The 19,291-nt window shown below is 50.1% G+C and carries 17 protein-coding genes and 1 tRNA gene; 7 read left to right on the top strand and 11 right to left on the bottom strand.

Annotated elements, in window-relative coordinates; translation table 11 throughout:
• Nucleotides 1-62 precede the first annotated feature (62 nt).
• Together DESTI_RS24745 and DESTI_RS24740 are read left to right on the top strand one after the other, a co-directional pair.
• The gene (locus tag DESTI_RS24745; RefSeq protein WP_014812706.1) at nt 63-875 is read left to right on the top strand and encodes a hypothetical protein; all 813 of its coding nucleotides are present in this window, start codon (nt 63-65) and stop codon (nt 873-875) included.
• 397 nt (nt 876-1,272) lie between these two features.
• Nucleotides 1,273-1,509 carry a hypothetical protein gene (locus DESTI_RS24740; protein WP_014812705.1) on the top strand — a complete coding sequence of 79 codons (237 nt, stop codon included), beginning with the start codon at nt 1,273-1,275 and terminating at the stop codon, nt 1,507-1,509.
• Nucleotides 1,510-1,562: 53 nt separating this feature from the next.
• Here the strand turns inward: DESTI_RS24740 and DESTI_RS24735 are convergent, their stop codons facing one another.
• Nucleotides 1,563-2,171: a lytic transglycosylase domain-containing protein gene (locus DESTI_RS24735; RefSeq protein ID WP_014812704.1), complete on the bottom strand. Its 609-nt coding sequence runs from the start codon at nt 2,169-2,171 to the stop codon at nt 1,563-1,565.
• Nucleotides 2,172-2,249: 78 nt separating this feature from the next.
• Entirely contained in the window at nt 2,250-2,600 is a 351-nt protein-coding gene (locus DESTI_RS24730; RefSeq protein WP_014812703.1) for a hypothetical protein, read from the bottom strand.
• 132 nt (nt 2,601-2,732) lie between these two features.
• Between DESTI_RS24730 and DESTI_RS24725 the strand changes: the two genes are divergently transcribed.
• The 3 genes from DESTI_RS24725 (at nt 2,733) to DESTI_RS24715 (ending at nt 4,871) form a co-directional block, all read left to right on the top strand.
• Nucleotides 2,733-3,056, top strand: a complete 324-nt coding sequence (locus tag DESTI_RS24725; RefSeq protein ID WP_014812702.1) for a hypothetical protein — start codon at nt 2,733-2,735, stop codon at nt 3,054-3,056.
• A gap of 98 nt (nt 3,057-3,154) precedes the next feature.
• Nucleotides 3,155-4,153: a thioredoxin family protein gene (locus DESTI_RS29445; RefSeq protein ID WP_014812701.1), complete on the top strand. Its 999-nt coding sequence runs from the start codon at nt 3,155-3,157 to the stop codon at nt 4,151-4,153.
• Between the two features lies 1 nt (nt 4,154).
• Nucleotides 4,155-4,871 (top strand): lysophospholipid acyltransferase family protein, encoded by a 717-nt coding sequence (locus DESTI_RS24715; RefSeq protein ID WP_157212266.1) that lies wholly within the window; start codon nt 4,155-4,157, stop codon nt 4,869-4,871.
• A 429-nt stretch (nt 4,872-5,300) separates the two neighbouring features.
• On the opposite strand, the gene DESTI_RS24710 is transcribed toward DESTI_RS24715, so the two are convergent.
• From DESTI_RS24710 to DESTI_RS24680, 7 genes are all read right to left on the bottom strand, one after another.
• Nucleotides 5,301-5,528 (bottom strand): hypothetical protein, encoded by a 228-nt coding sequence (locus DESTI_RS24710; protein WP_157212265.1) that lies wholly within the window; start codon nt 5,526-5,528, stop codon nt 5,301-5,303.
• A gap of 14 nt (nt 5,529-5,542) precedes the next feature.
• On the bottom strand, nt 5,543-8,041 hold the full coding sequence (gene lon, locus DESTI_RS24705) for an endopeptidase La (RefSeq protein ID WP_014812698.1): 2,499 nt from the start codon (nt 8,039-8,041) through the stop codon (nt 5,543-5,545).
• A gap of 448 nt (nt 8,042-8,489) precedes the next feature.
• A complete protein-coding gene (locus tag DESTI_RS24700) occupies nt 8,490-11,144 on the bottom strand; it encodes a penicillin-binding protein 1A (RefSeq protein ID WP_014812696.1) in 2,655 nt (884 codons plus the stop codon).
• A gap of 275 nt (nt 11,145-11,419) precedes the next feature.
• Nucleotides 11,420-12,697, bottom strand: coding sequence for a TRAP transporter large permease (locus DESTI_RS24695; protein WP_014812695.1), 1,278 nt, complete (start codon nt 12,695-12,697; stop codon nt 11,420-11,422).
• A 9-nt stretch (nt 12,698-12,706) separates the two neighbouring features.
• Nucleotides 12,707-13,222: a TRAP transporter small permease gene (locus DESTI_RS24690; protein WP_014812694.1), complete on the bottom strand. Its 516-nt coding sequence runs from the start codon at nt 13,220-13,222 to the stop codon at nt 12,707-12,709.
• Between the two features lie 26 nt (nt 13,223-13,248).
• Nucleotides 13,249-14,277, bottom strand: a complete 1,029-nt coding sequence (locus tag DESTI_RS24685) for a DctP family TRAP transporter solute-binding subunit (RefSeq protein WP_014812693.1) — start codon at nt 14,275-14,277, stop codon at nt 13,249-13,251.
• A 202-nt stretch (nt 14,278-14,479) separates the two neighbouring features.
• A complete protein-coding gene (locus tag DESTI_RS24680; protein ID WP_014812692.1) occupies nt 14,480-15,430 on the bottom strand; it encodes a patatin-like phospholipase family protein in 951 nt (316 codons plus the stop codon).
• Nucleotides 15,431-15,500: 70 nt separating this feature from the next.
• Between DESTI_RS24680 and DESTI_RS24675 the strand changes: the two genes are divergently transcribed.
• Nucleotides 15,501-15,575, top strand: a tRNA-Cys gene (locus DESTI_RS24675).
• A gap of 362 nt (nt 15,576-15,937) precedes the next feature.
• Complete coding sequence (locus tag DESTI_RS24665) at nt 15,938-17,995, top strand: heavy metal translocating P-type ATPase (RefSeq protein WP_014812691.1); 2,058 nt, start codon at nt 15,938-15,940, stop codon at nt 17,993-17,995.
• Between the two features lie 200 nt (nt 17,996-18,195).
• Here DESTI_RS24665 and DESTI_RS24660 read toward each other — a convergent pair whose 3' ends face one another.
• Together DESTI_RS24660 and DESTI_RS24655 are read right to left on the bottom strand one after the other, a co-directional pair.
• Nucleotides 18,196-18,456 (bottom strand): hypothetical protein, encoded by a 261-nt coding sequence (locus DESTI_RS24660; RefSeq protein WP_014812690.1) that lies wholly within the window; start codon nt 18,454-18,456, stop codon nt 18,196-18,198.
• Nucleotides 18,457-18,470: 14 nt separating this feature from the next.
• Nucleotides 18,471-19,247, bottom strand: a complete 777-nt coding sequence (locus DESTI_RS24655; RefSeq protein WP_157212264.1) for a hypothetical protein — start codon at nt 19,245-19,247, stop codon at nt 18,471-18,473.
• Between the last annotated feature and the right edge of the window lie 44 nt (nt 19,248-19,291).

Genomic DNA, 19,291 nt, shown 5'->3' with positions numbered 1-19,291 from the left:
GGAACACCCGGAGCGTCCAATTGATCAGCGAATCCCTTACCCCCCCAGTGAGGAGGTCCCCCATGTTCGGGAAATATGTCGTTTCAGCATTGGCCGTAACTGTTTCGGCCGCGCTTATCGCTCTGTGTCTCGTTGTTACTCCGGTCCAAGGGTACCGCATTTGCACGTTTCGTGGGACAGTTATCGATCACGGGTGGCGCAGCATGACCGTGAAATCCGGCAATCAGTGCGCCGTCGTGAATGTCGGCTGGAGAACCAAGTATCTTCCGAACCGCAGGCCATGCATCGGCGAATCGGTTGCAGTCGATTTTCTTCTGGAAGATGGGTACATGAAGGCTACGAAAGTAGTCAGCCTTTCCCCGCTGCCTGCACCGGCACAGTGTTATCCGCCTCCTCCACCTGCTAGCTCGACCTGCCGGACTGTTCCTGAGGAAGCCGCTCCGGCTGCAGTGACAGAAGGATGTGTCCCTCCTCGGGCGGTTTGTACGACGCGTCCTCCATCTCATGCATTACCCGGATGGGTTCCAGGCAAGAAAGAGCCTGCGCCCAAGGCTGAGCCGAAACCGGCGAAAAAAACTGTACCTGAAGCGAAGGTGCCTAAACCGAAACCGACTCCAGAGCCTGGAGAACCCGCTCCTCCCGGCGAAAAACAGGAATTCAAATCCCTTACCGGCGAAGTGGTAGCTTCTTCACCCAAGAGCTTGTCCGTAAGAGTCGCGGAAGAGGGTGAAAGCGCTGAAGTAGTAGCCATACGGGTGGGGCTGAAAACGAAATTCATCCCGTTCAGAAGACCGGCAGTGGGTGAACGGGTAAAAATAGACTATAGAGCTGAAAACGGTGAGAAGTTCGGTTACACGGTCCAGGTAGTCCAGTAAACTCGGTTTAATCAGCTAAATGCAAAGGAATCCCACTAACCGGGATTCCTTTTTCAGTTCTGATCAATTAATCACATGCATCCCCATGCTGGGACATCTATACAAATGGCAGAATTTTTGTCCGATTGCGAAAAGCGCTTCTTGAAAATTGGTGGGTGCCGGCCTCCGTGCCGGCACATCTTGCCAAACAAATCGATCAGTTCGGCCCGGTGCAGGGACGCTACCGTTCCCTAAGGGTGGGGCCTTCAAAAGGTCAGAAATTATGTCAACTGCTTATGCGACGATATATTACAGGAATCCCTCCTGAAACAGAAGGTTCATATTTTAGCGTAGGATTTGGCTTGATTGCGGCGTGAGAACGCGATAGAATACGCCCACTAGAAGGAGTCGGTGTTTCATGTACGGAAGATTGAAACTAGTATTGCTGGTCCTGGTGCTATTTGCCAGTCTCGCTGCCGCAGGCTGCGTGAGTTGTATTCCGCAGTACACCGCCCCTCCTGACGGGCCGGTTTCGGCAAAGTATCCTGCCGGCCATGACCCCTATGTTCCTCTGGACCACAACATATCACCGTGGAATCCTTGGGACGTATTAAGCTCCGTAGCATCCCCGCTGTTGTACGGCCCTCCCCGCTAATTACAACGCGGTCGCGAGCCGTATCGGATTACACGTCGTAAGTCCGGCGTTTCTTACTTTGTTGGCTCAGATTCCCTGCCTTCTATCTCTGAAGCTATTCTGGGAGCCGTTGCAGCGTGTTTGAAGAGTTCGGTGTAGCGCTTTTTGATTTTTTGACGGGTGTATAGAACCGCCCTGGCATAACTGAGAGCAGCTCTCGGATGGTCGCTGTTATACGCGCTGAGGGTGGACGCAATATTTCTGTACAACAGGAGATAGTATTTGAAAACCTGAATGCCCACATCCGCGTTTATATCGGGGTCCAGGAGATCTGCGTAACGGATACCGAATTTTCCCGCCCAAGAGGGAGCATGGACCTGGAACATTCCCCTGCAATTAAAGTCGTTTACGATGTTGTTTCTGAATCCGCTCTCTATATGCACGATAGCCATATAGAGCCACATGTCACCACAGGTGACTTTTCCAAAATGCCTATTACCCGCGTTTGCTATTGCCAAAGAGAGTTCTTTGGCCTTCACGCGACTGATCTTGCCTTCAGTCATTTCATGAATGATTTGGGAACAGATTTCTATGCCGTTCGGATGGACAACTTGTCCTTCGGCAAATGAAATGAGAACGAGAAAACACAGGATTATATTTAAGGGTATGATACCCCTGACCATAAACCCCTCCCGTATTAGGAGGAAGCCGCAAGCCTCACGCGTCTTCCTGCCTAATCCCCAGTTTAAAAAATTAAGACTCTATTTCGGCAATTCCGGTTTCTTGGGATCAGGAACACTCTTGGCAGCTTTCTTTGCTGCTTTGGGTTTGCTCAGCTTGCTTTCAACGTAATCAAAAGGTCTTTCGATCGGCGCCAAAACTATGCTTGTGCATCCCTTCACAAAATCCAAACACGGATTAAACAGACTGAAACAGTTCTTGAGGCAACCGGTTAAAATGCCCTCTGTCTGTTCAACAACCGTAGTCCCGGTTTTTCCGATTTTGCCGAGAACAGAGGTTTCCTTGACCTTCGCTCCCCCATTGGCAAATGCAGGGACTGCGAGAGCGAGTATTAAAATTACGCAAACAACCGTTCTTACAAAGGTAATCATCCGAAACCTCCTGTACGATCGAAGTTCGTAATTATCCCATATTCTTAGCGCTTTTGTCAAGCAAATCGCTTCTTTATTTTCTGGCGTAACTGTGATAATGTATGCTCAAACTGTCATTATAGAGGTCGGATCATGAAAGCCATATGCACATTCGCACTTGTGCTCGCGGTTATTGCAGCGCCATCAGCATTTGCGCAGATGTACGACCCGGCATATGCCGGCCCAATGAACATGTACGGTCAACCGACTTTCGGATCGCTCCCCACCAATCCGCCTCAGGGAAGCCAGCAACAGCAGTTCCCGGGACTCATCCCTATGGCGCTGGATGGAGTCTACGGCGTGGGAACGTATTTGTGGAGCTACATGCCAGCTCCCGTTCGAGGTGTCGGATCTCCATACGATGTCAAACCGGGTCAAGGTCAGGTGATCACCAATTTCGTGCCGGGAACGCGCTGATTATTCCAGGTAAATAGTTTGATGAATGTCGAGGCTGTATCCAATACGGCCTCGGCATTTTTTCTCTGTTCGGAAAATTTCCGACATCGGGCGGACACATGCTTTCAGATCATGAACTTATGAGTGTTCAGGCTGCAACGGAACGGATTACATCACCAGTAACCGTGCACGCAGCGGAAGGATCATCCGGCGACGCTTTCGGAACCAATCTGGTCAATACAGCCAGACAGATCTGCGGAGTCTCCATGAATCGCGTGATCCTCGAGTTTGCCGCGGATGCTCCCATGCCTGATAAATCTTCGCTCACGCTCTCGAAACCGGGTTCCGGAAAGATCCATTACTTTGCCGCTCCTGATGACCGGGAACTCGCCCCCTTTTTGGATGCCCTGACCTGGCTTGGAGGATCTGAACCTCCCGCATCGGCCGCTCTCGAGGAACTGAAGAATCTCGCTAACCCTGTCGATCTCCTCGTTCTGATCGCACCGGTCTGCCCTCACTGTCCCCAGGCGGTAAGACTTGCACTCTCTTTCGCAGTCAAACAGCCTTTGATAACGCTTCGCATTGTCGATGCAATCCAGTTCGGAGAAATTGCCGAAGAATACAAGGTAAAATCTACTCCGACGACCATCGTGAACGGCGCTCGCACCCTGGTTGGCACTCTCAGCGAAAGCGATCTTCTACGCAGCATCCTGGAAAGTGACAATGAAAGTGCCCTCACGGAAACGCTCGACTCCATGATAAAGTCGGGCCGGGCTGAGGATGCAGGCAGACTGATCTGTCAAAAGAAAGCTGCTCCGGCGATTCTGCCCATATATCTCGCAAAAGAATTCTCCACCCGAATGGGTGCGCTCGTTGCCATGGAAGAAGCCCTGGAAATCGATCCAAACAGTCTGGATGCGATCGTTGACGATCTCATATCATTGCTGTCCCAGGACGACGTTGCGCTAAGGGGCGATACGGCGGAACTGCTCGGTAAAATAGGAAATAAGGCTGCTGAACCGGCGCTCCGGCAAGCAGCTCAGGATGACGATCCGGATGTGCGCGACGCTGCAATGGAAGCATTGGAGGCGTTGGGATCCCGTGAGGATGAGATCTGAAGTGTCTGAAGAAAGCAAGCCCAAGAAAAAAGAAAAAGGTGAACAACTCTGGTTCAAGCTGATTCTGTTCTTCGTGCCTCGATTGGTATCGTTGTATTTCAGAATCGTTGACCTAACCAGCAAGAAGCTGTTTTTGAACCGAGAATACGAAGAGCAGATCTGCAAGAAGCAACCCTTTACCTGTGCGTGCTTTCACGGGACCATGTTGTTTCCGGTGTACTACTGTCGGCGCTATCCCGGAGTTGTCATGGTGAGCCAGTCCTGGGATGGTGAAATTATCGATCGCTCCATCCGGAGAATGGGATACGACACGGTGAGGGGTTCATCCTCACGAGGCGGTAAAGAAGCTCTTGCAGAAATGATCGATCAGATAAAGGACAGAAATTACTGTTCAGGACTCGCGGTGGACGCGCCACGGGGCCCATCGCGAAAGGTCAAAATGGGTATTGTCATTGTAGGAAAAGAAACAGGACAACCGGTGGTACCCATGGTGAGTTGGGCGACACGACAGGTACAATTCAAATCCTGGGACAGCATGATCTTACCGCTTCCTTTCAGTACCATTGTCATGGCTTTCGGAAAACCGACTATTGTGCCGCAGGGACTCACCAATGATGATTACGAAAGATTGAGACAAGAAATTGAATCGAACATGCTGGATGCGTCGGAATTGGTGGAAAACAAGGTCAGAGAATTGCAGTCAGGCGCTAGATCTTAAATCGGTAGATGATATTGAAATTTCGTCAGGTTAATTTGTGTTCCGAACAAGCAACGTTGCTCGGAACAGCCGTTCGGTGTAGCAACTACCAGAGTTGGTGTCCGATTGAAGATAGGAGTATTGGTGGGTGCCGGCCGACCGGAAACTAATCTTAAAATACTGATCCAAGATTACCGGGTAATGAGGTGAGTACATAAATCGTGCCACGATTTGCCATCGTTGTAGGGGTAGGATGATGAGAAATTCGTGCCACGATGATCTGGGACAAATTTCGACTTTTGAGACAGTCTCTCCGTGCCGGCACGCTTTCAATATAATCAATAATATCGATAATATGGACCGACAGGGACGTCGGTCCCCACTAATATCTTGTATTGGAGCGTGGCATAAACGTCAGAATTTTTCGCTCCAGTCTTGTCGGTGAATATCCTAATTGTTTGTACCCGGCTCTTTAGCCTGCACAGCAGACTCTCCGTCCCCTTCAGGAACATTCTTTCTTGCGTTCTGATAAAGTGCTTTGAGTTCCTCCTCGGTCAACATTCGGTCCCACATCGCGTCTCGTTCTTTTTGGGATCTCAGAAACGCGCGGATTCTGAAGACCACCCAAACGAGCCCCAGGAGGATCAAAAGCACATAGATAATAGTCAGATAGTTCATCTGGTCCCAAAAGCTCACGGAGTCGCCCCATCTTCAGGAGCTTTTCTTTTGCCGGACAACCGGGTCGGCTTTTTTGATTCATTTGACTGAGCTCCGGTTTTATCTGTTTTCTTGCGGACCTCCGGATCTTCTGCCAAAGCGATCTTCAGCACTTCATCCATATGTTTCACAAATTTGAAATTCAGTCGCCGTCGAATGTGCCGGGGAATCTCTTCCAGATCCTTTTCGTTCTGTTCCGGAGCAATCACAGTGTAGATACGACTCCTCAGCGCCGCAAGAGACTTCTCGCGCAGCCCGCCAATGGGTAAGACTCTGCCTCTGAGCGTAATTTCTCCAGTCATGGCCACATCGGACCGAACCGGAATGCCGGTGAATGCACTGATCAGAGCCGTAGCCATGGTTACTCCGGCAGACGGGCCGTCCTTGGGAATTGCTCCAGCAGGAACGTGCACATGAATGTCCTTGGAAAAATAGAATTTTTCCTTCATGCCGAATTTTGCGGCACGCGATCGAAAGTACGACATGGCTGCTTGACCGGATTCTTTCATCACATCGCCCAGTTGGCCGGTGAGGGAAAGATTCCCGCGGCCCTCCATCAGTGTGGCCTCAATGTGGAGCACGTCGCCGCCGTACGGAGTCCAGGCAAGGCCTGTCGCTACACCGACCTCCTCGCTACGTTTTTCACGGTCCGGAAGGAATCGGGGAACCCCAAGGAATCTGTTCAAGTTTTTAGCGGTGATCCTGGGTATCTTTTTCTCGCCTTCAGCTATCATTCGGGCGATCTTCCTGCAAAGCGCGGCAATTTCCCTTTCGAGATTTCGCAAACCTGCTTCACGGGTATATTGATTGATTATCCCGAGAATCGCTTCATCAGTGATGTCGAAATCCTCTTTCCTGATCCCGTTTTCTTTGATTTGACGGGGAATCAGGTACTGACGGGTTATCTTGAGCTTTTCTTCATCAATGTATCCAGAAAGCTCAATGATTTCCATTCGATCTTTCAGAGCTGCAATAATCGGATCTGCAAGGTTGGCCGTCGTAATGAACATGACCTTGGACAAATCGAACGGAACATTGAGGTAATGATCGCTAAATGCATGGTTTTGCTCAGGATCGAGCACTTCCAGCAGTGCTGCTGAGGGATCGCCCCGGAAATCCGCCCCAACTTTGTCGATCTCATCCAACATGAAAACAGGATTATTGGAGCCGGCAGTTTTCAGGCCCTGGATAATTCTTCCGGGCAGCGCGCCGATGTACGTCCGTCGATGACCTCGAATTTCAGCTTCATCCCGTACGCCTCCCAGAGAAATTCGGGTGAATTTTCGCCCCAGAGCGCGGGCAATGGATTTGCCGAGCGAAGTCTTGCCCACACCCGGAGGTCCCACGAAGCACAGGATCGGGCCTTTCATATTCTTGTTGAGCTTGCGAACACCGAGATACTCGAGGATACGGTCTTTCACTTTTTCGAGATCGTAGTGGTCCTCATCGAGAATAACTTTCGCGTTCTTTATGTCCAATTTGTCGCGAGTGGACTTCGACCAGGGCAACTCTACCATCCAATCGAGATACGTTCGTATGATCGATGCTTCCGCAGCATCGGGATGCATTTGACCAAGCCTGCTGAGCTGTTTTTCTGCTTCCTTTTCCGTATCTTTCGGCAGTCTGGCTTTGGCGATCTTTTGCCTGAATTCTTCTATTTCTTTGGTCTTTTCATCTATTTCCCCGAGCTCGCCCTGGATCGCCTTGAGTTGCTCCCTCAGGAAGTACTCACGGTGAGTTTTTCCCATTTCCTCTTTGGCCTGCGTCTGGATCTTGGCCTGCATGGCAGAGAGTTCCAGCTCTTTCGAGAGAAGCTCGTTCACCTTGGTGAGCCTCTCGATGGGATCGATCACCTCGAGGATTGCCTGGGATTCATCCACTCTCAGTTTGAGGTTTGAGGCAACGAGATCTGCCAGTCTGCCGGGATCGTCAATGGAATCCAGTATCGCGACCGCATCCGGAGAGATAATGCCCCGCAACTGGAGAATTTTTTCGGAATTCTCCTTGACCGATCTCATGAGGGCTTCCACTTCAATGGTAATTGATACCGCCGGAGGCTCCTGAATCTTCTCAATAACTACCTTGAAGAAATCAAGATTTTCCACAAAACGGTCAATCCGCGCCTTTGCAAGCCCCTGGACGAGAATTTTGACCCTGCCGTCGGGCAGTTTCAACATCTTCACCACCATGGCTATCGTACCGACGGGATAGATTGACTCCGGTGCCGGATCTTCTTCGGTAGAGAACTTCTGGGTTGCCAAAAAAATCAGTCTATCCTTGGCCAGAGCAGCCTCCACAGCTTTTATCGATCGCTCTCGGCCGACCATGAGGGGGAGTATCATATATGAGTAGATCACAACATCGCGGACCGGGAGTAGCGGCAATTCATCCGGAATATCCGCCAGGTTAATGCTCTGAGCCCTCATTGGATCATCTGTTTCAAAATCATCTTTTCTTTCGATTTCGTCTGCCATGTAAGCAACCTCTATTCCAGTTAGACCATATTATGAGAGGAAAAAAACGGGAAAAGAACCAAAAAAAACGCGCTTTACGGCAAAATTCCCGGGGTAAATACAGTCCTTAGGAAGACATATATGCCCTATGTGCCTCATGTCAAGCGCTTTGCACAGATTCTTCCGTGTAAAGCAGGGCATTTTACCGCGAACATGTGTGTCCGATGGGTTTTGAAGTGTGTATTACCAATGTGCGTTCAAAGAAGCAATCCCGCCACCGGCGGGAGCAAATCCGGTCCCGGCATGTCTCCGAAGCGAAGTCAGGCGGTGCCGTTCGCAGCGAAGGAGATTTGCCGGGACCGGCAAATAGCTGGTTTCTCAATATTCCCTTTATGAAAGCACATTGATATATCAACGTGGAGGAATTATACCCTCGGCTTCTGAAGGAAAAAGAGTGCGATTCAAGCGATCAAAATTGGTCCAGATCCGAGCCTGAGTGATCCCATCTGGAACCTTTTATCAAGCGTGGTTCAATCTGAGCAGGACCGCTGCCTACTTTGAAGACTTCAGGGACTCCCTCGGACGATGAAGTCAGCAATCCGGTTCTCGGGTCTATTTTGCGAAATTCTACTGTTCCGGGCGGAGCAAACTCTTTCACCGGCACATTCCGGAGGGCCTCACGCATGAAATATCCCCAGATCGGTGCGGCAGCATGCCCCCCTGTTTCGCTGTCACCAAGACTTATCTCGGTGTCGAACCCTACCCATACCCCACAGGTGTAATCAGGAGAAAATCCCACAAACCAGGCGTCAACGTTTTCGTTGGTGGTGCCGGTTTTTCCGGCGATGTCCGGTCTTCCAACGATCTTCTTGAGAACGGTCGCTGTGCCTTCCTTAATGACCCCTTGTAGAAGGGAACTCATGATGTAGGCCGTGCCCTCGTCAATCCGTCTTTTCACAAGAGGGGCTCCTCTGTCGGGAATATCGCCGTCTCCCCCTGTGGTTCGCATCGTAGAATGGGACACTTTCTGCAATGCGGGCAAATCCGATTGCGCCGGATCGTCGACGAAAACAGGAAGATCGTGTTCTTCAAGCACTTTGCCGTTACGATCTATTATCTTTGTTACCGATATACCCGGCACGTAATACCCTCTGTTCGGAAACACCGAGTAGGCATTAACCTGTTCTTCCAGGGTTACGTTTGTGGAGCCCAATGCCAGGGTGAGATTCTCCACCATAGGAGACGTGTAGCCGAGTTTCCGTGCATAACCTTTGGTATGTTCGATTCCGATTTGCTGGAGAATTTTAATAGTGGGGATATTGCGTGATTTGACAATGGAATCTCTGAACGTCACGGGTCCTTGAAAACCGCCCCGATAATTCTTGGGTCTCCACACCTCACCAGTTCCCGGAACAGACAAAGCGAGCGGTGAATCCAGGATTATATCGGAACACGTGAATCCTTTGTTGAGAGCCGCTGCATAAATCACCGGCTTGAAGGACGACCCCGCTTGCCTTCTCGCCTGCACTGCACGGTTGAACTGTGAATCGGAGCCATACCCACCCAACATGACCCGGATTTGACCGGTCCTATTCTCCCGGAACATGAGCGCTGCCTGTGCAATTGGTTCCTGCTCCACTTCCAGTGGGAAGTACGACACCATATCCTCAGTATATTCCTTGTAGTTCTTCATCTCAGGATCGGTTTTTCCGTACTTCTTAAGGTACAGGTCACGCCTTTTCTCATTAGGATCGGTGATGCGAACGAGAATCAAATCGCCCACCTGAAAGGGCAGATCTCCTGACGCAAAATTACGCGTCCGCAACTCAGCGCGCATATATGGCTGTCGAACCCACCATTTGGGATTGGGATCGATCTTGATCTGTCCTACGTATTCTTTTCTGTTTCCTCCCTGAACATAACTGCCCATGCGCACGTAGATGTTTTCTGCATCAATCTGAGTCACCACGCCTTCGGTGATCTGACCGAATTTCAAAGGCGCATCCATGGATCGGGTTTTCTCTTCGAGAAACTCCATCATGGTCTTCACGTTCATGGTGCGGAGCGGACCGCGATATCCCTGGCGCTTGTCCAGTTCCCGCAATCCTTCTTCCATTGCATTTTGGGCTTTTTTCGTCATGTCCAGGTCTACAGTGGTGTACACGTGCAAACCTTCTTTATAAAGAGTATCCGTTCCGTATTTCTTTTCCACGTATCGACGCACATGCTCGACAAAATCAGGGGCAGCTCGTAAATAGGGATTTGTTCTCGTGCTGATGTGGGGCTGTTCGTTTTTGGCAATTTCGAATTCTTCTTCAGTCTTAATATACCCGTCCTGCCGCATTCGTTCGAGAACGTACGCCCGACGTTTCAGCGCTTCTTGCAAGTTTCTTTTCGGGGAATACGAGGAAGGAGCTTTGGGAAGTCCTGCGAGCATTGCGCATTCGGCAAGCGTGAGGTCTTTCACTCCCTTATCGAAATACGTACGGGCAGCCGCTTCGACTCCGTATGCATTGCTGCCAAGATAGATCTCATTCAGATAAAGACATAGTATTTCCTCTTTGGTTAATGCTCTCTCTATACGCGTGGCAAGGATTGCCTCTTTTATTTTTCTGACGAATTTTTTCTCTCCACCGACCAACAGGTTTTTCGCAAGCTGCTGAGTAATCGTGCTTCCGCCCTGACCCAGCGTTCCGGCAGTGAGATTCCTTTTTGCCGCTCTGACGATGGCTTCCGTATCGACGCCTCCGTGTATCGGAAAATTCTTGTCCTCAGCAGCAATAAAGGCTTCTTGAAGAAGCTTGGGAATTTGATCGATGGTGAGAACATAGCGGCGCTGATGAGCGAATTCTCCTATGATTTCGCCCTTAGATCCGTAGAATTCCGTGACGGTGGGCGGAACGTGCGTCTTGAGTTTCTCGATGCTGGGCAAGCCCTGGTTAAAGAAGATATATCCCTGGGCAGCAACGCCTATCCCTCCGAAGAAAGCGCCTATAAAAATGAGGAGCACAAACCGGGCCATTCCGCCAAAAAAGGAACCCCTTTTTTTTGTGGGCTGGCTGCGGGCATACATTTCAGTAAACGGGTTTTTGGGGGTCTTTTGTTCCCCGAAATACGGGTTCACATCCGGCCTCCTTCCTGTCATCGGGCTCAACTGCCTGAGTCCGGAGCCGTCAATCACGTTAAGTTATAGAAAAATAGTTGGTGAATTTCAATAGATTTTATTCCAGACTTAAGGCTCTTCTTAAACTAAATAGAATTAAAATAACAACCAACCCCTCAATAGCTCTCTTCACACCTTTTTGCCGGAATATCGATCCATTACCTCAAATTAATGAAATAAATGTAGTCTGAACAAATTGTACATATATTTTTCAGTGTCGTCAATTACGGCGCCGGTCAGCGCAAGAGGAGCCCCGGGAGAAAAAGCGATATCTGGGGAATAAACGTCACCAGCAGGAGACAGAAGAGAAGAATCGCGAGGAACGGCCATATGCTGTTGGAGACCTCCACCAGGCTCTTGTCGGTCAGCCCCATGGCTATAAACAGGTTCAATCCGAATGGTGGAGTGAGGAAACCGAATTCTATGACCAGAACCATAATTATCCCATAATGGATGTAATCGATCCCGAATCGACCCAGGGTTTCTGCGAATAAGGGGGACAGAATCAGCATCGCGGAAACATTGTCCATCACTGTCCCGAGGATAAGGAAAAGGATACTCACAAGGATGAGAAAGACCCACCCACTGCTCACGTGAGCAGTAATCAGGTCGGCAATTTGATGCGGCAGACGCTGGGACGTGAGAAGCCAGATCAGCGTCATAGCGGACGCGAGTATAAACAGCAGACACCCGGAAAGCACAGCCCCCTGTATGCAGACTTCCGGAACGTCCCGAATACCGATTTCCCGGTATATGCAAATTTCGACCAGAAGAGAATATACGAGGCTCACTGCAGCGGCTTCGGTGGGCGTGAACACGCCGGCATAAATGCCTCCCAACACGATAACCGGCAACAATACGCCCCAGATGCCGTCTTTCAGTATCCTCAGCCTTTCGCCCCACGTGACGGACCGGGAGCGCTGCCAACCGTTCTTGCGAGCCAGGTAGACAGTGTATGCGATGAACGATCCTCCTATCAAAAGCCCGGGTACAATGCCTGCCATGAATAGCTCGGCTATGGAAGTGTTCATGACCAGACAGTAAAGAATCATGGGGATGGACGGAGGAATGACAACCCCTAGCGATCCCGCGGACGTGAGAAGTCCGATGGAAAACTTCTCTCCATACCCTGCTTCGATCAGTGCCGGGATCATTACCGACCCAATGGCCACGACAGTTGCGGGACTGGAACCCGAAAGCGCGGCAAAGAATAAACACGCGAGAGTTCCCGCAATGGCCAAACCGCCGGGAAACGAACCCACAAAGGAATTGACCACGTCAATGAGTCTCCGGGCCATCGACCCCTGGGTCATGACATTCCCGGCCAGGATGAAAAACGGAATGGATAGAAGAATGGAATTGTCCAGCGCATTAAAGAGTTGCTGAGGAATTACAGCCAGAGAAGTATTCGTGTGTATGGCAAGCGTAGCGGTAGTGGTTATCAGCAGCATGACTGCTATGGGCATTCCCATGAACAACAAAAGAAAAAAGAGAATGACTATAGTCGCGATCACGTGCGATCCTCACGTTCGGGTAAACGGCTGCCCCTTCAGCATAGCTTGAAAGTGTTTTCCAGCCAGGTCGAAGAATCGAAAAGACATGATTGCGGAAAAGAACGGTATCGGCAAATAAGCCCAATACTTGGGAACCAGCAGAACCGATGTGCGAACGCCGAATTGCCTAAGCTTCACAGCCTGAATCCAACCGTAATACGCTACGATCACGAACATGATTGCGCATGCCACATTGACGGCTGTTTTCAGGCCATGCCTGAAACGGTTGCTCGACACTTTCTCATACACGAGATCCATGGAAAAATGGGTCCCGTATTTTACTCCTATTGCGGCCCCCAGAAATGCGATTAACACACCAAGATAACGATTCAGCTCTTCCATCCAGATGAAGCTGAACCCCAGCAGATACCGGCAACAGACCTGAACAAACGAAAGCAGTCCCAAACCCAGGAGGATAAAGACCAGAGTCCATTCCTCCAGGCGATTCAGGAATCCGGCCATCCATTTAACAGCGTCCCTGAACATAGACTTCCGTTTATCTCCAGAGATCTCTATTTGCCTGAATGCGCTTTCACTTTGGCCTGCACAAAATCGAACAGTTCGGGACCGACTTTGGGACGATACTGATCCCAGACGACTTTCATCGCCGCTTTGAAGGCTTCTCGCTCCTGCGGTGTGAGGTCCACCACTTTCACATTGTTTTCTTTGCAGTACTGGTCTACCGATATTCCTGATTTGGGAAGTTTTTCTTCAAGCTGTTCGTTTACTACACGGTTCGCCTTGATTCCGAGCGCGGCGCCTTCCCGGAAAATCTTCTGCTGATCCGGCGTCAGCTTTGCCCAGAAATCCGGATTAACCACCACAATGCATTCTGTCAAAATATGCTGTGTTTTGGTGGCAAATTTTGTTACTTCCGTTGCTTTTATGAGAATCGACGTAAGAAGGGGACTTTCCTGGGCATCTATGGTTCCGTTCTGGAGAGCATTGTAAATCTCCGGGAACGGCAGATCGGTGGGTGAAGCTCCCAGAGCCTTGAATGTGTCAATGTAAATAGGACTGTTCATCACCCTGATTTTGAGTCCCTTCAGGTCCTCAGGTGCGCGGATTTCTCTTTTAGAATTGGTAATGTCTCTGAATTCGTTCTCAGTCCAGCCGATCCCGACAAATCCCTTTGCAGGCAGGTAAGAAAAGATCTTGGTTTGTACTTCCGGATCGTCAAGAACTGCATATGCCGTCTTCCTGTCCGGAAAGAGAAAGGGAAGATCCAGAACTGCCACTTGGGGAACCGCATTCGACAGAACTGCACAGGAAACTGTTGCTATTTCGAGGGTTCCGGTTTGCACCTGTTCGGCAAGAGATGTTTCTCCTCCCAACTGACCGAAAGGAAACGTCTTGATATCCACTGCACCATTCGTTTTTTCCCTCACATAATCTGCCAGAGTATCGGCTGCTTTGGACTGACCATGGAAAGGAGGTGCCACATGGCCGTACTTCGCGGTGATCTTTTCAGCCCCTGCGATCATCGGTGCTGAAAGACACCCAAGGACAAAACAACAAACGCAGACCACGATTTTTTTCATGATGTGAACCTCTTCGGGAATGTGAGAACCTGGTTTGGAAGATCAATCCTGCAAAGGTAAACCCTTAACAGAATTACGGGAGAATGGCAAAACCCAAATGGCCTTGTCGGTCACCTGTGGTAACGGACACACCAAAGCAGACAAGGAATCGTCCAATCTTCCGAGCGGATGTGCACCGCCGTACATGTTCGGCTCAGTCAGATTATGACCACGGGGAGTATTCCTTACAGAACCTCATTGCATCTTCGTAGCCTTGATCCATCCAGTCCAGGACTGCTTTTTTCGTGAACCGAAACGTGGCAAGCGGAAATCGTCCAAAGCTTTTTCGAGGCTTTATGATGGAGATTTCAGTACCGGGATAGTCTTGGGCCTTGAATTTCATGTCGGGCCGCATGCTAACGCCGATAATACGTCTGACTCCCATTTGATATAACGGCAATAAAGGTAAGGATTCCTTCAGCCCTCCATCATTATGCAATTTTCCCCCAATTGAAATGCTCGAAAAAACGAAAGGGATCGACATGGACCCTGTCACGATCCGCCAGGCTTCTTCCTCACCGTATTCCTGGACTCGAAAAAGGCACAGCGGGCCCAACGGGTCCAGAGTATCAGGAGGGCCGCAGGTTGAAACAAAAAAAGGTATGGGACTTTCCACCACTTTCTCCATCTCGAGATATTCACCGAGTAACGGCCTGATGTCGGTCAGATCGAAGACTCCCGAATTACGGAGAAATCCCAAAGCGCCATGTCGAGACGCAACCTTGTACACGAATGACGCGTATTTCAGGAATCCAAATTTGGGAACAGGCAGGAACAAGAGCCCTACATCAGTAGCTGCGGCCAAAGCAAGCTTACCTATGCGCCGGTAATCCACACGGACCAACGAACGTTCCGTCAATTGCATCCAAAGTCCGTAAGCGGCTTCCCAGTCATTTTGGCAAATCAGCGCTCCATTGAGGGCCCCTATGGAACTGCCGGAAACAGCACAGAATGAAAATCCCGATTCTTTTAAAGCGCGCCAACATCCGATCTGATATGCACCCCGCGCGCCTCCGGACGACAGGGCGAGTGCAACCGATTGCCCGGCTTGGAAACCGGTTTCCTGAGGATCGGGGCAGATAGGATACTTGAACGCTCCTTCAAACTGATACATGCATTGTTACCCATGGTGCTTGACAATCTGTCTACGGCTGTACTACAATTCCCATCACTATCAGAAAAGGGGCGGCTTAGCCAAGTGGTAAGGCGACGGTCTGCAAAACCGTTATACGGCGGTTCAAATCCGCCAGCCGCCTCCAGCCGGAATCTCGGGTCGCACATTTGCGGCCTTTTTTGTTTTCAGGGAATTTTTTCGCCACACGGTATTCCCCGTTGCCCGGCACTCTTCTTCTAAATTCTCCTGTAAATGTCAGAATTCTTTTCCGATGGCGAAAAGCGATTCTCGAAAACCGGTGGGTGCCGTGCCTCCGTGCCGGCACATTTTCTCAATAAATCAACAGCCATAACTCACAATTCGTGCCTTCTCCGGTGACAGGGTGTCCAATACATCACGGACAGCAGTGCAGTAAAACAAAGCAGGAAATTGCAGTTCTTAATTGTCGAAAAAAGTATGTTCAGAAAATTATGAATCGCGATCGAGAGAGCAAGAGAATTGAAGAACATGCATAAAAACCACGAAAACAGTTCAGCAAAGCAAACGGATACAGCTTCTGAACAGGAGCATCACGAACAGGAACACGCCGGTCCGGCTCATCATGTCGATCATACCGGTCATGAGGTCTTGTTCCGCCGCAAATTTTGGGTATGCCTTGTCTTGAGCGCACCAGTGCTGCTTTTCAGCCCGATGCTGCAGAGTTGGTTGGGATTCGGTATGCCTCAAATTCCGGGAAGCAACCTTATATCGCCATTCTTTTCCGTGATCGTCTTCCTGTATGGCGGTCTGCCTTTTCTACAAATGGCAAAACCGGAAATCCTGGATAGCAAACCCGGGATGATGACTCTGATCTCGCTGGCCATAACGGTTGCCTTCCTGTACAGTCTGGCGGCATTGTTTTTGAAATCGGAAACCTTCTTCTGGGAACTCGTCACTCTGATCGACGTCATGCTTCTCGGGCACTGGATTGAAATGCGCAGTATTCGCCAGGCCTCGGGAGCGCTCGATGAATTGGCAAAATTGCGACCCGACACAGCGGAACGGCTTTCTGAAGATGGTGAAGTGGAAGAGATTCCTATCGATCGGTTGAAAGAAGGCGATCGCGTTTTAGTGCGCCCGGGAGCGACCATTCCTGCAGACGGCATTATTGAGGAAGGTGAATCGGACGTCAATGAATCCATGGTAACCGGCGAATCAAAATACGTCCGAAAGACTCCCGGATCGAAAGTCATTGGAGGAACCATAAACCAGGATGGAAGCCTTCGAGTAAAAGTTACCGCCATAGGGGAAGGAACTGCACTGGCGGGCATCATGCGGTTGGTAAAACAAGCGCAGCAGAGCAAGTCCAAAACGCAATTACTTGCCGACAGAGCTGCGGGGTGGCTGTTCTATATTGCTCTGGGAACTGCGATACTCACCGGTATTGCATGGACCATAGTAGTTGGTTTCCGCGTCGAAACTATCTCACGAGTAGCCACAGTCCTTGTAATTGCATGCCCGCACGCTCTGGGACTTGCTATTCCGCTCGTCATAGCCATAACCACGGGATTGGGGGCTCAAAAAGGGATACTTGTGCGGGATAGAGTTGCCCTGGAAAAGGCGAAATCCGTAAACACCATCATATTCGACAAGACAGGAACATTGACAAAAGGCGAATTCGGGGTTGTCGGGGTGGCAACCGTGAACGACTGGACCGAAGAAAGAGCGCTCATGTTTGCTGCATCTGCGGAATCGGATTCGGAACACACGGTAGCACGAGGGATTCTTCAGGCTGCGAAAGATAGGGGTCTCGATCCTCCCCGGGCCTCTGATTTTTCGGCAATAAAAGGCCGGGGCGTCAAAGTAACTGTAGAGAATCAGACGATCCATTTGGGCGGACCGCGTCTGATGGAAATGCTCCATGCCGAATTGCCCCCTGAACTCGAGGAATTCACAAACACGGGGGATGAGAAAGGGTGGACGATTATATACCTTCTCCAAGATGAAAAGCCTGTTGCTGCTTTCGGTCTTGCAGATGTGATCCGCTCGGAAAGCCGGGAAGCTGTTCAGCGAATCCACGAAATGGGGATCAAGGTTTCCATGGTCACGGGAGACAGCCATGCGGTTGCCCAATCAGTGGCAAGGGAGTTGGGCATTGATGAATTCTTCGCAGAAATTCTTCCCGAGCACAAAGACAAAAAAGTTGTAGAGCTACAAGAGCGTGGCGATCTCGTTGCCATGGTTGGAGACGGGATCAATGACGCTCCGGCATTGAGTCGTGCGGATATTGGAATAGCAATCGGAAGTGGCACGGAAGTAGCTGTGGAGTCTGCAGGCATCATTCTCGTGAACGATAACCCTCTGGATGTCTCCCGCGTCATCGCGCTGAGCAGGTCAAGCTACAGAAAGATGGTCCAAAACCTTGCCTGGGCTTCGGGGTACAATGTTGTGGCTCTGCCCCTGGCTGCCGGAGTTCTCGCTCCCTGGGGTATTGTCCCCTCCCCTGCCATAGGAGCGGTATTCATGTCTCTCAGCACGGTGATTGTGGCAATCAATGCCCAACTCCTGAGACGGCAGGAATTGTAGCGTTGCACGTGATCAGGCACGAGAACGATACCCCCATATATCCATTCTATGCCATGAACTGCCACTCGGACATCAAATCTCTCTAAACTTGATAGTCCTCTAGGCAAAACAACGTCTGCTGCCTGCGATTACTCTTTTGAGTAATGTGGTGTGGGTAGGCCCTAACGCTATTCGTGCGATTTAGTCTCATCTTTCACACTTCATTTGTCCAGAATGCCAACTTCCTTAATTATGTATGGTGTACCCGGAATTCCGGAATTCGCCGGAATTCGCGGAATTAGATAATCATGTGTTCCGTCAGCCACTTTCCCATTTATATCATAACGACCAAATTCGTAGAACTTTCTCCTTTCGTGATGGTAATATTCATCTTCCGCATGATCAAGAATGTCCTCTCGCGATTCGTCCGGACACTTGTATTCTCTCCACCAACACCAAGGCATGTAATCCATAAAACTCATTGTGTGTGTCTCCCTCAGGGCTGTCTCTCTTTGCGAGGATTTGTTCGTAGAATGTCGCCATGTCGCGGCTGAGGGGTCGCAGGCTCTTCGACTTCTATGATAAGCCTGGCATCAGGTCTCGGTTGTGCATCCTCTATCTCGAATCTTAGCAGGTTATTCCCCAATAGCCTCGGTCCTGGAGCTACCGGAAAGTTCACTCTGATCCTGTTTGTCCCGCCCACGTCTAAACTGTCTATGATAAAGACAGCCTTACCTATGTTGTCTTTCCAAAGCCTGCCTGTCCCGATTATGTAATATGCTTTTCTTTCGGTTTGAATAGAATAATGTGACTCGTAGCTTGTGCGAATTGTCGTTCTGGTATGGCCAGGAAATGTAATGTGGTGCACTAACCAGCGCTCTTTTATGGGGGGCAGTGAGCCTAGGCCGGAGGCGAACAACACTCTGTTAAACGCTGAAAGTATCCTATTGACAATACCTGGCTCAGGGTTCGACTCAGGATTGCTCTCTTCCTCCACCTCTATTTTCGTACCATCTATCCACGTGTCGAATCGAATAAAGTCCGACTCCACTGGAAAACCTGGCATACTCTTTGTCATATCATATCTTTGTTTCGGAAACCCTACCCACTCCGTGGTGGTCTCTCCGGTGTTGAAGAGATGAAATAGGGCATCGACGGTGTAAGTCTTCTTCTTCAGTCGGATTATCACTTGTTCCGAATCCATGCGGATAGTTGCATGGGGAGATTTCGGCGAAGCGGCTCCGCCTCTCGCGAGTGGGACAACCGATCTCATATCGCTTATTCCGGGATTTGGACAGATGAATGTCCCAGTAATCA

It is taken from the genome of Desulfomonile tiedjei DSM 6799, assembly GCF_000266945.1.
Taxonomy (GTDB): domain Bacteria; phylum Desulfobacterota; class Desulfomonilia; order Desulfomonilales; family Desulfomonilaceae; genus Desulfomonile; species Desulfomonile tiedjei.
Note: the sequence above shows the minus strand (reverse complement) of the source record. Positions and strands in the feature narration are given on the sequence as shown.

What these genes read in the sequence shown, in the direction of transcription:
- DESTI_RS24745 (WP_014812706.1), top strand. Translation starts at nt 63, where the DNA reads ATGTTCGGGAAATATGTCGTTTCAGCATTGGCCGTAACTGTTTCGGCC.
- DESTI_RS24740 (WP_014812705.1), top strand. Translation starts at nt 1,273, where the DNA reads ATGTACGGAAGATTGAAACTAGTATTGCTGGTCCTGGTGCTATTTGCC.
- DESTI_RS24735 (WP_014812704.1), bottom strand. Translation starts at nt 2,171, where the DNA reads ATGGTCAGGGGTATCATACCCTTAAATATAATCCTGTGTTTTCTCGTT.
- DESTI_RS24730 (WP_014812703.1), bottom strand. Translation starts at nt 2,600, where the DNA reads ATGATTACCTTTGTAAGAACGGTTGTTTGCGTAATTTTAATACTCGCT.
- DESTI_RS24725 (WP_014812702.1), top strand. Translation starts at nt 2,733, where the DNA reads ATGAAAGCCATATGCACATTCGCACTTGTGCTCGCGGTTATTGCAGCG.
- DESTI_RS29445 (WP_014812701.1), top strand. Translation starts at nt 3,155, where the DNA reads ATGCTTTCAGATCATGAACTTATGAGTGTTCAGGCTGCAACGGAACGG.
- DESTI_RS24710 (WP_157212265.1), bottom strand. Translation starts at nt 5,528, where the DNA reads ATGAACTATCTGACTATTATCTATGTGCTTTTGATCCTCCTGGGGCTC.
- lon (WP_014812698.1), bottom strand. Translation starts at nt 8,041, where the DNA reads ATGGCAGACGAAATCGAAAGAAAAGATGATTTTGAAACAGATGATCCA.
- DESTI_RS24690 (WP_014812694.1), bottom strand. Translation starts at nt 13,222, where the DNA reads ATGTTCAGGGACGCTGTTAAATGGATGGCCGGATTCCTGAATCGCCTG.
- DESTI_RS24685 (WP_014812693.1), bottom strand. Translation starts at nt 14,277, where the DNA reads ATGAAAAAAATCGTGGTCTGCGTTTGTTGTTTTGTCCTTGGGTGTCTT.
- DESTI_RS24680 (WP_014812692.1), bottom strand. Translation starts at nt 15,430, where the DNA reads ATGTATCAGTTTGAAGGAGCGTTCAAGTATCCTATCTGCCCCGATCCT.
- DESTI_RS24665 (WP_014812691.1), top strand. Translation starts at nt 15,938, where the DNA reads ATGCATAAAAACCACGAAAACAGTTCAGCAAAGCAAACGGATACAGCT.
- DESTI_RS24660 (WP_014812690.1), bottom strand. Translation starts at nt 18,456, where the DNA reads ATGAGTTTTATGGATTACATGCCTTGGTGTTGGTGGAGAGAATACAAG.
- DESTI_RS24655 (WP_157212264.1), bottom strand. Translation starts at nt 19,247, where the DNA reads ATGAGATCGGTTGTCCCACTCGCGAGAGGCGGAGCCGCTTCGCCGAAA.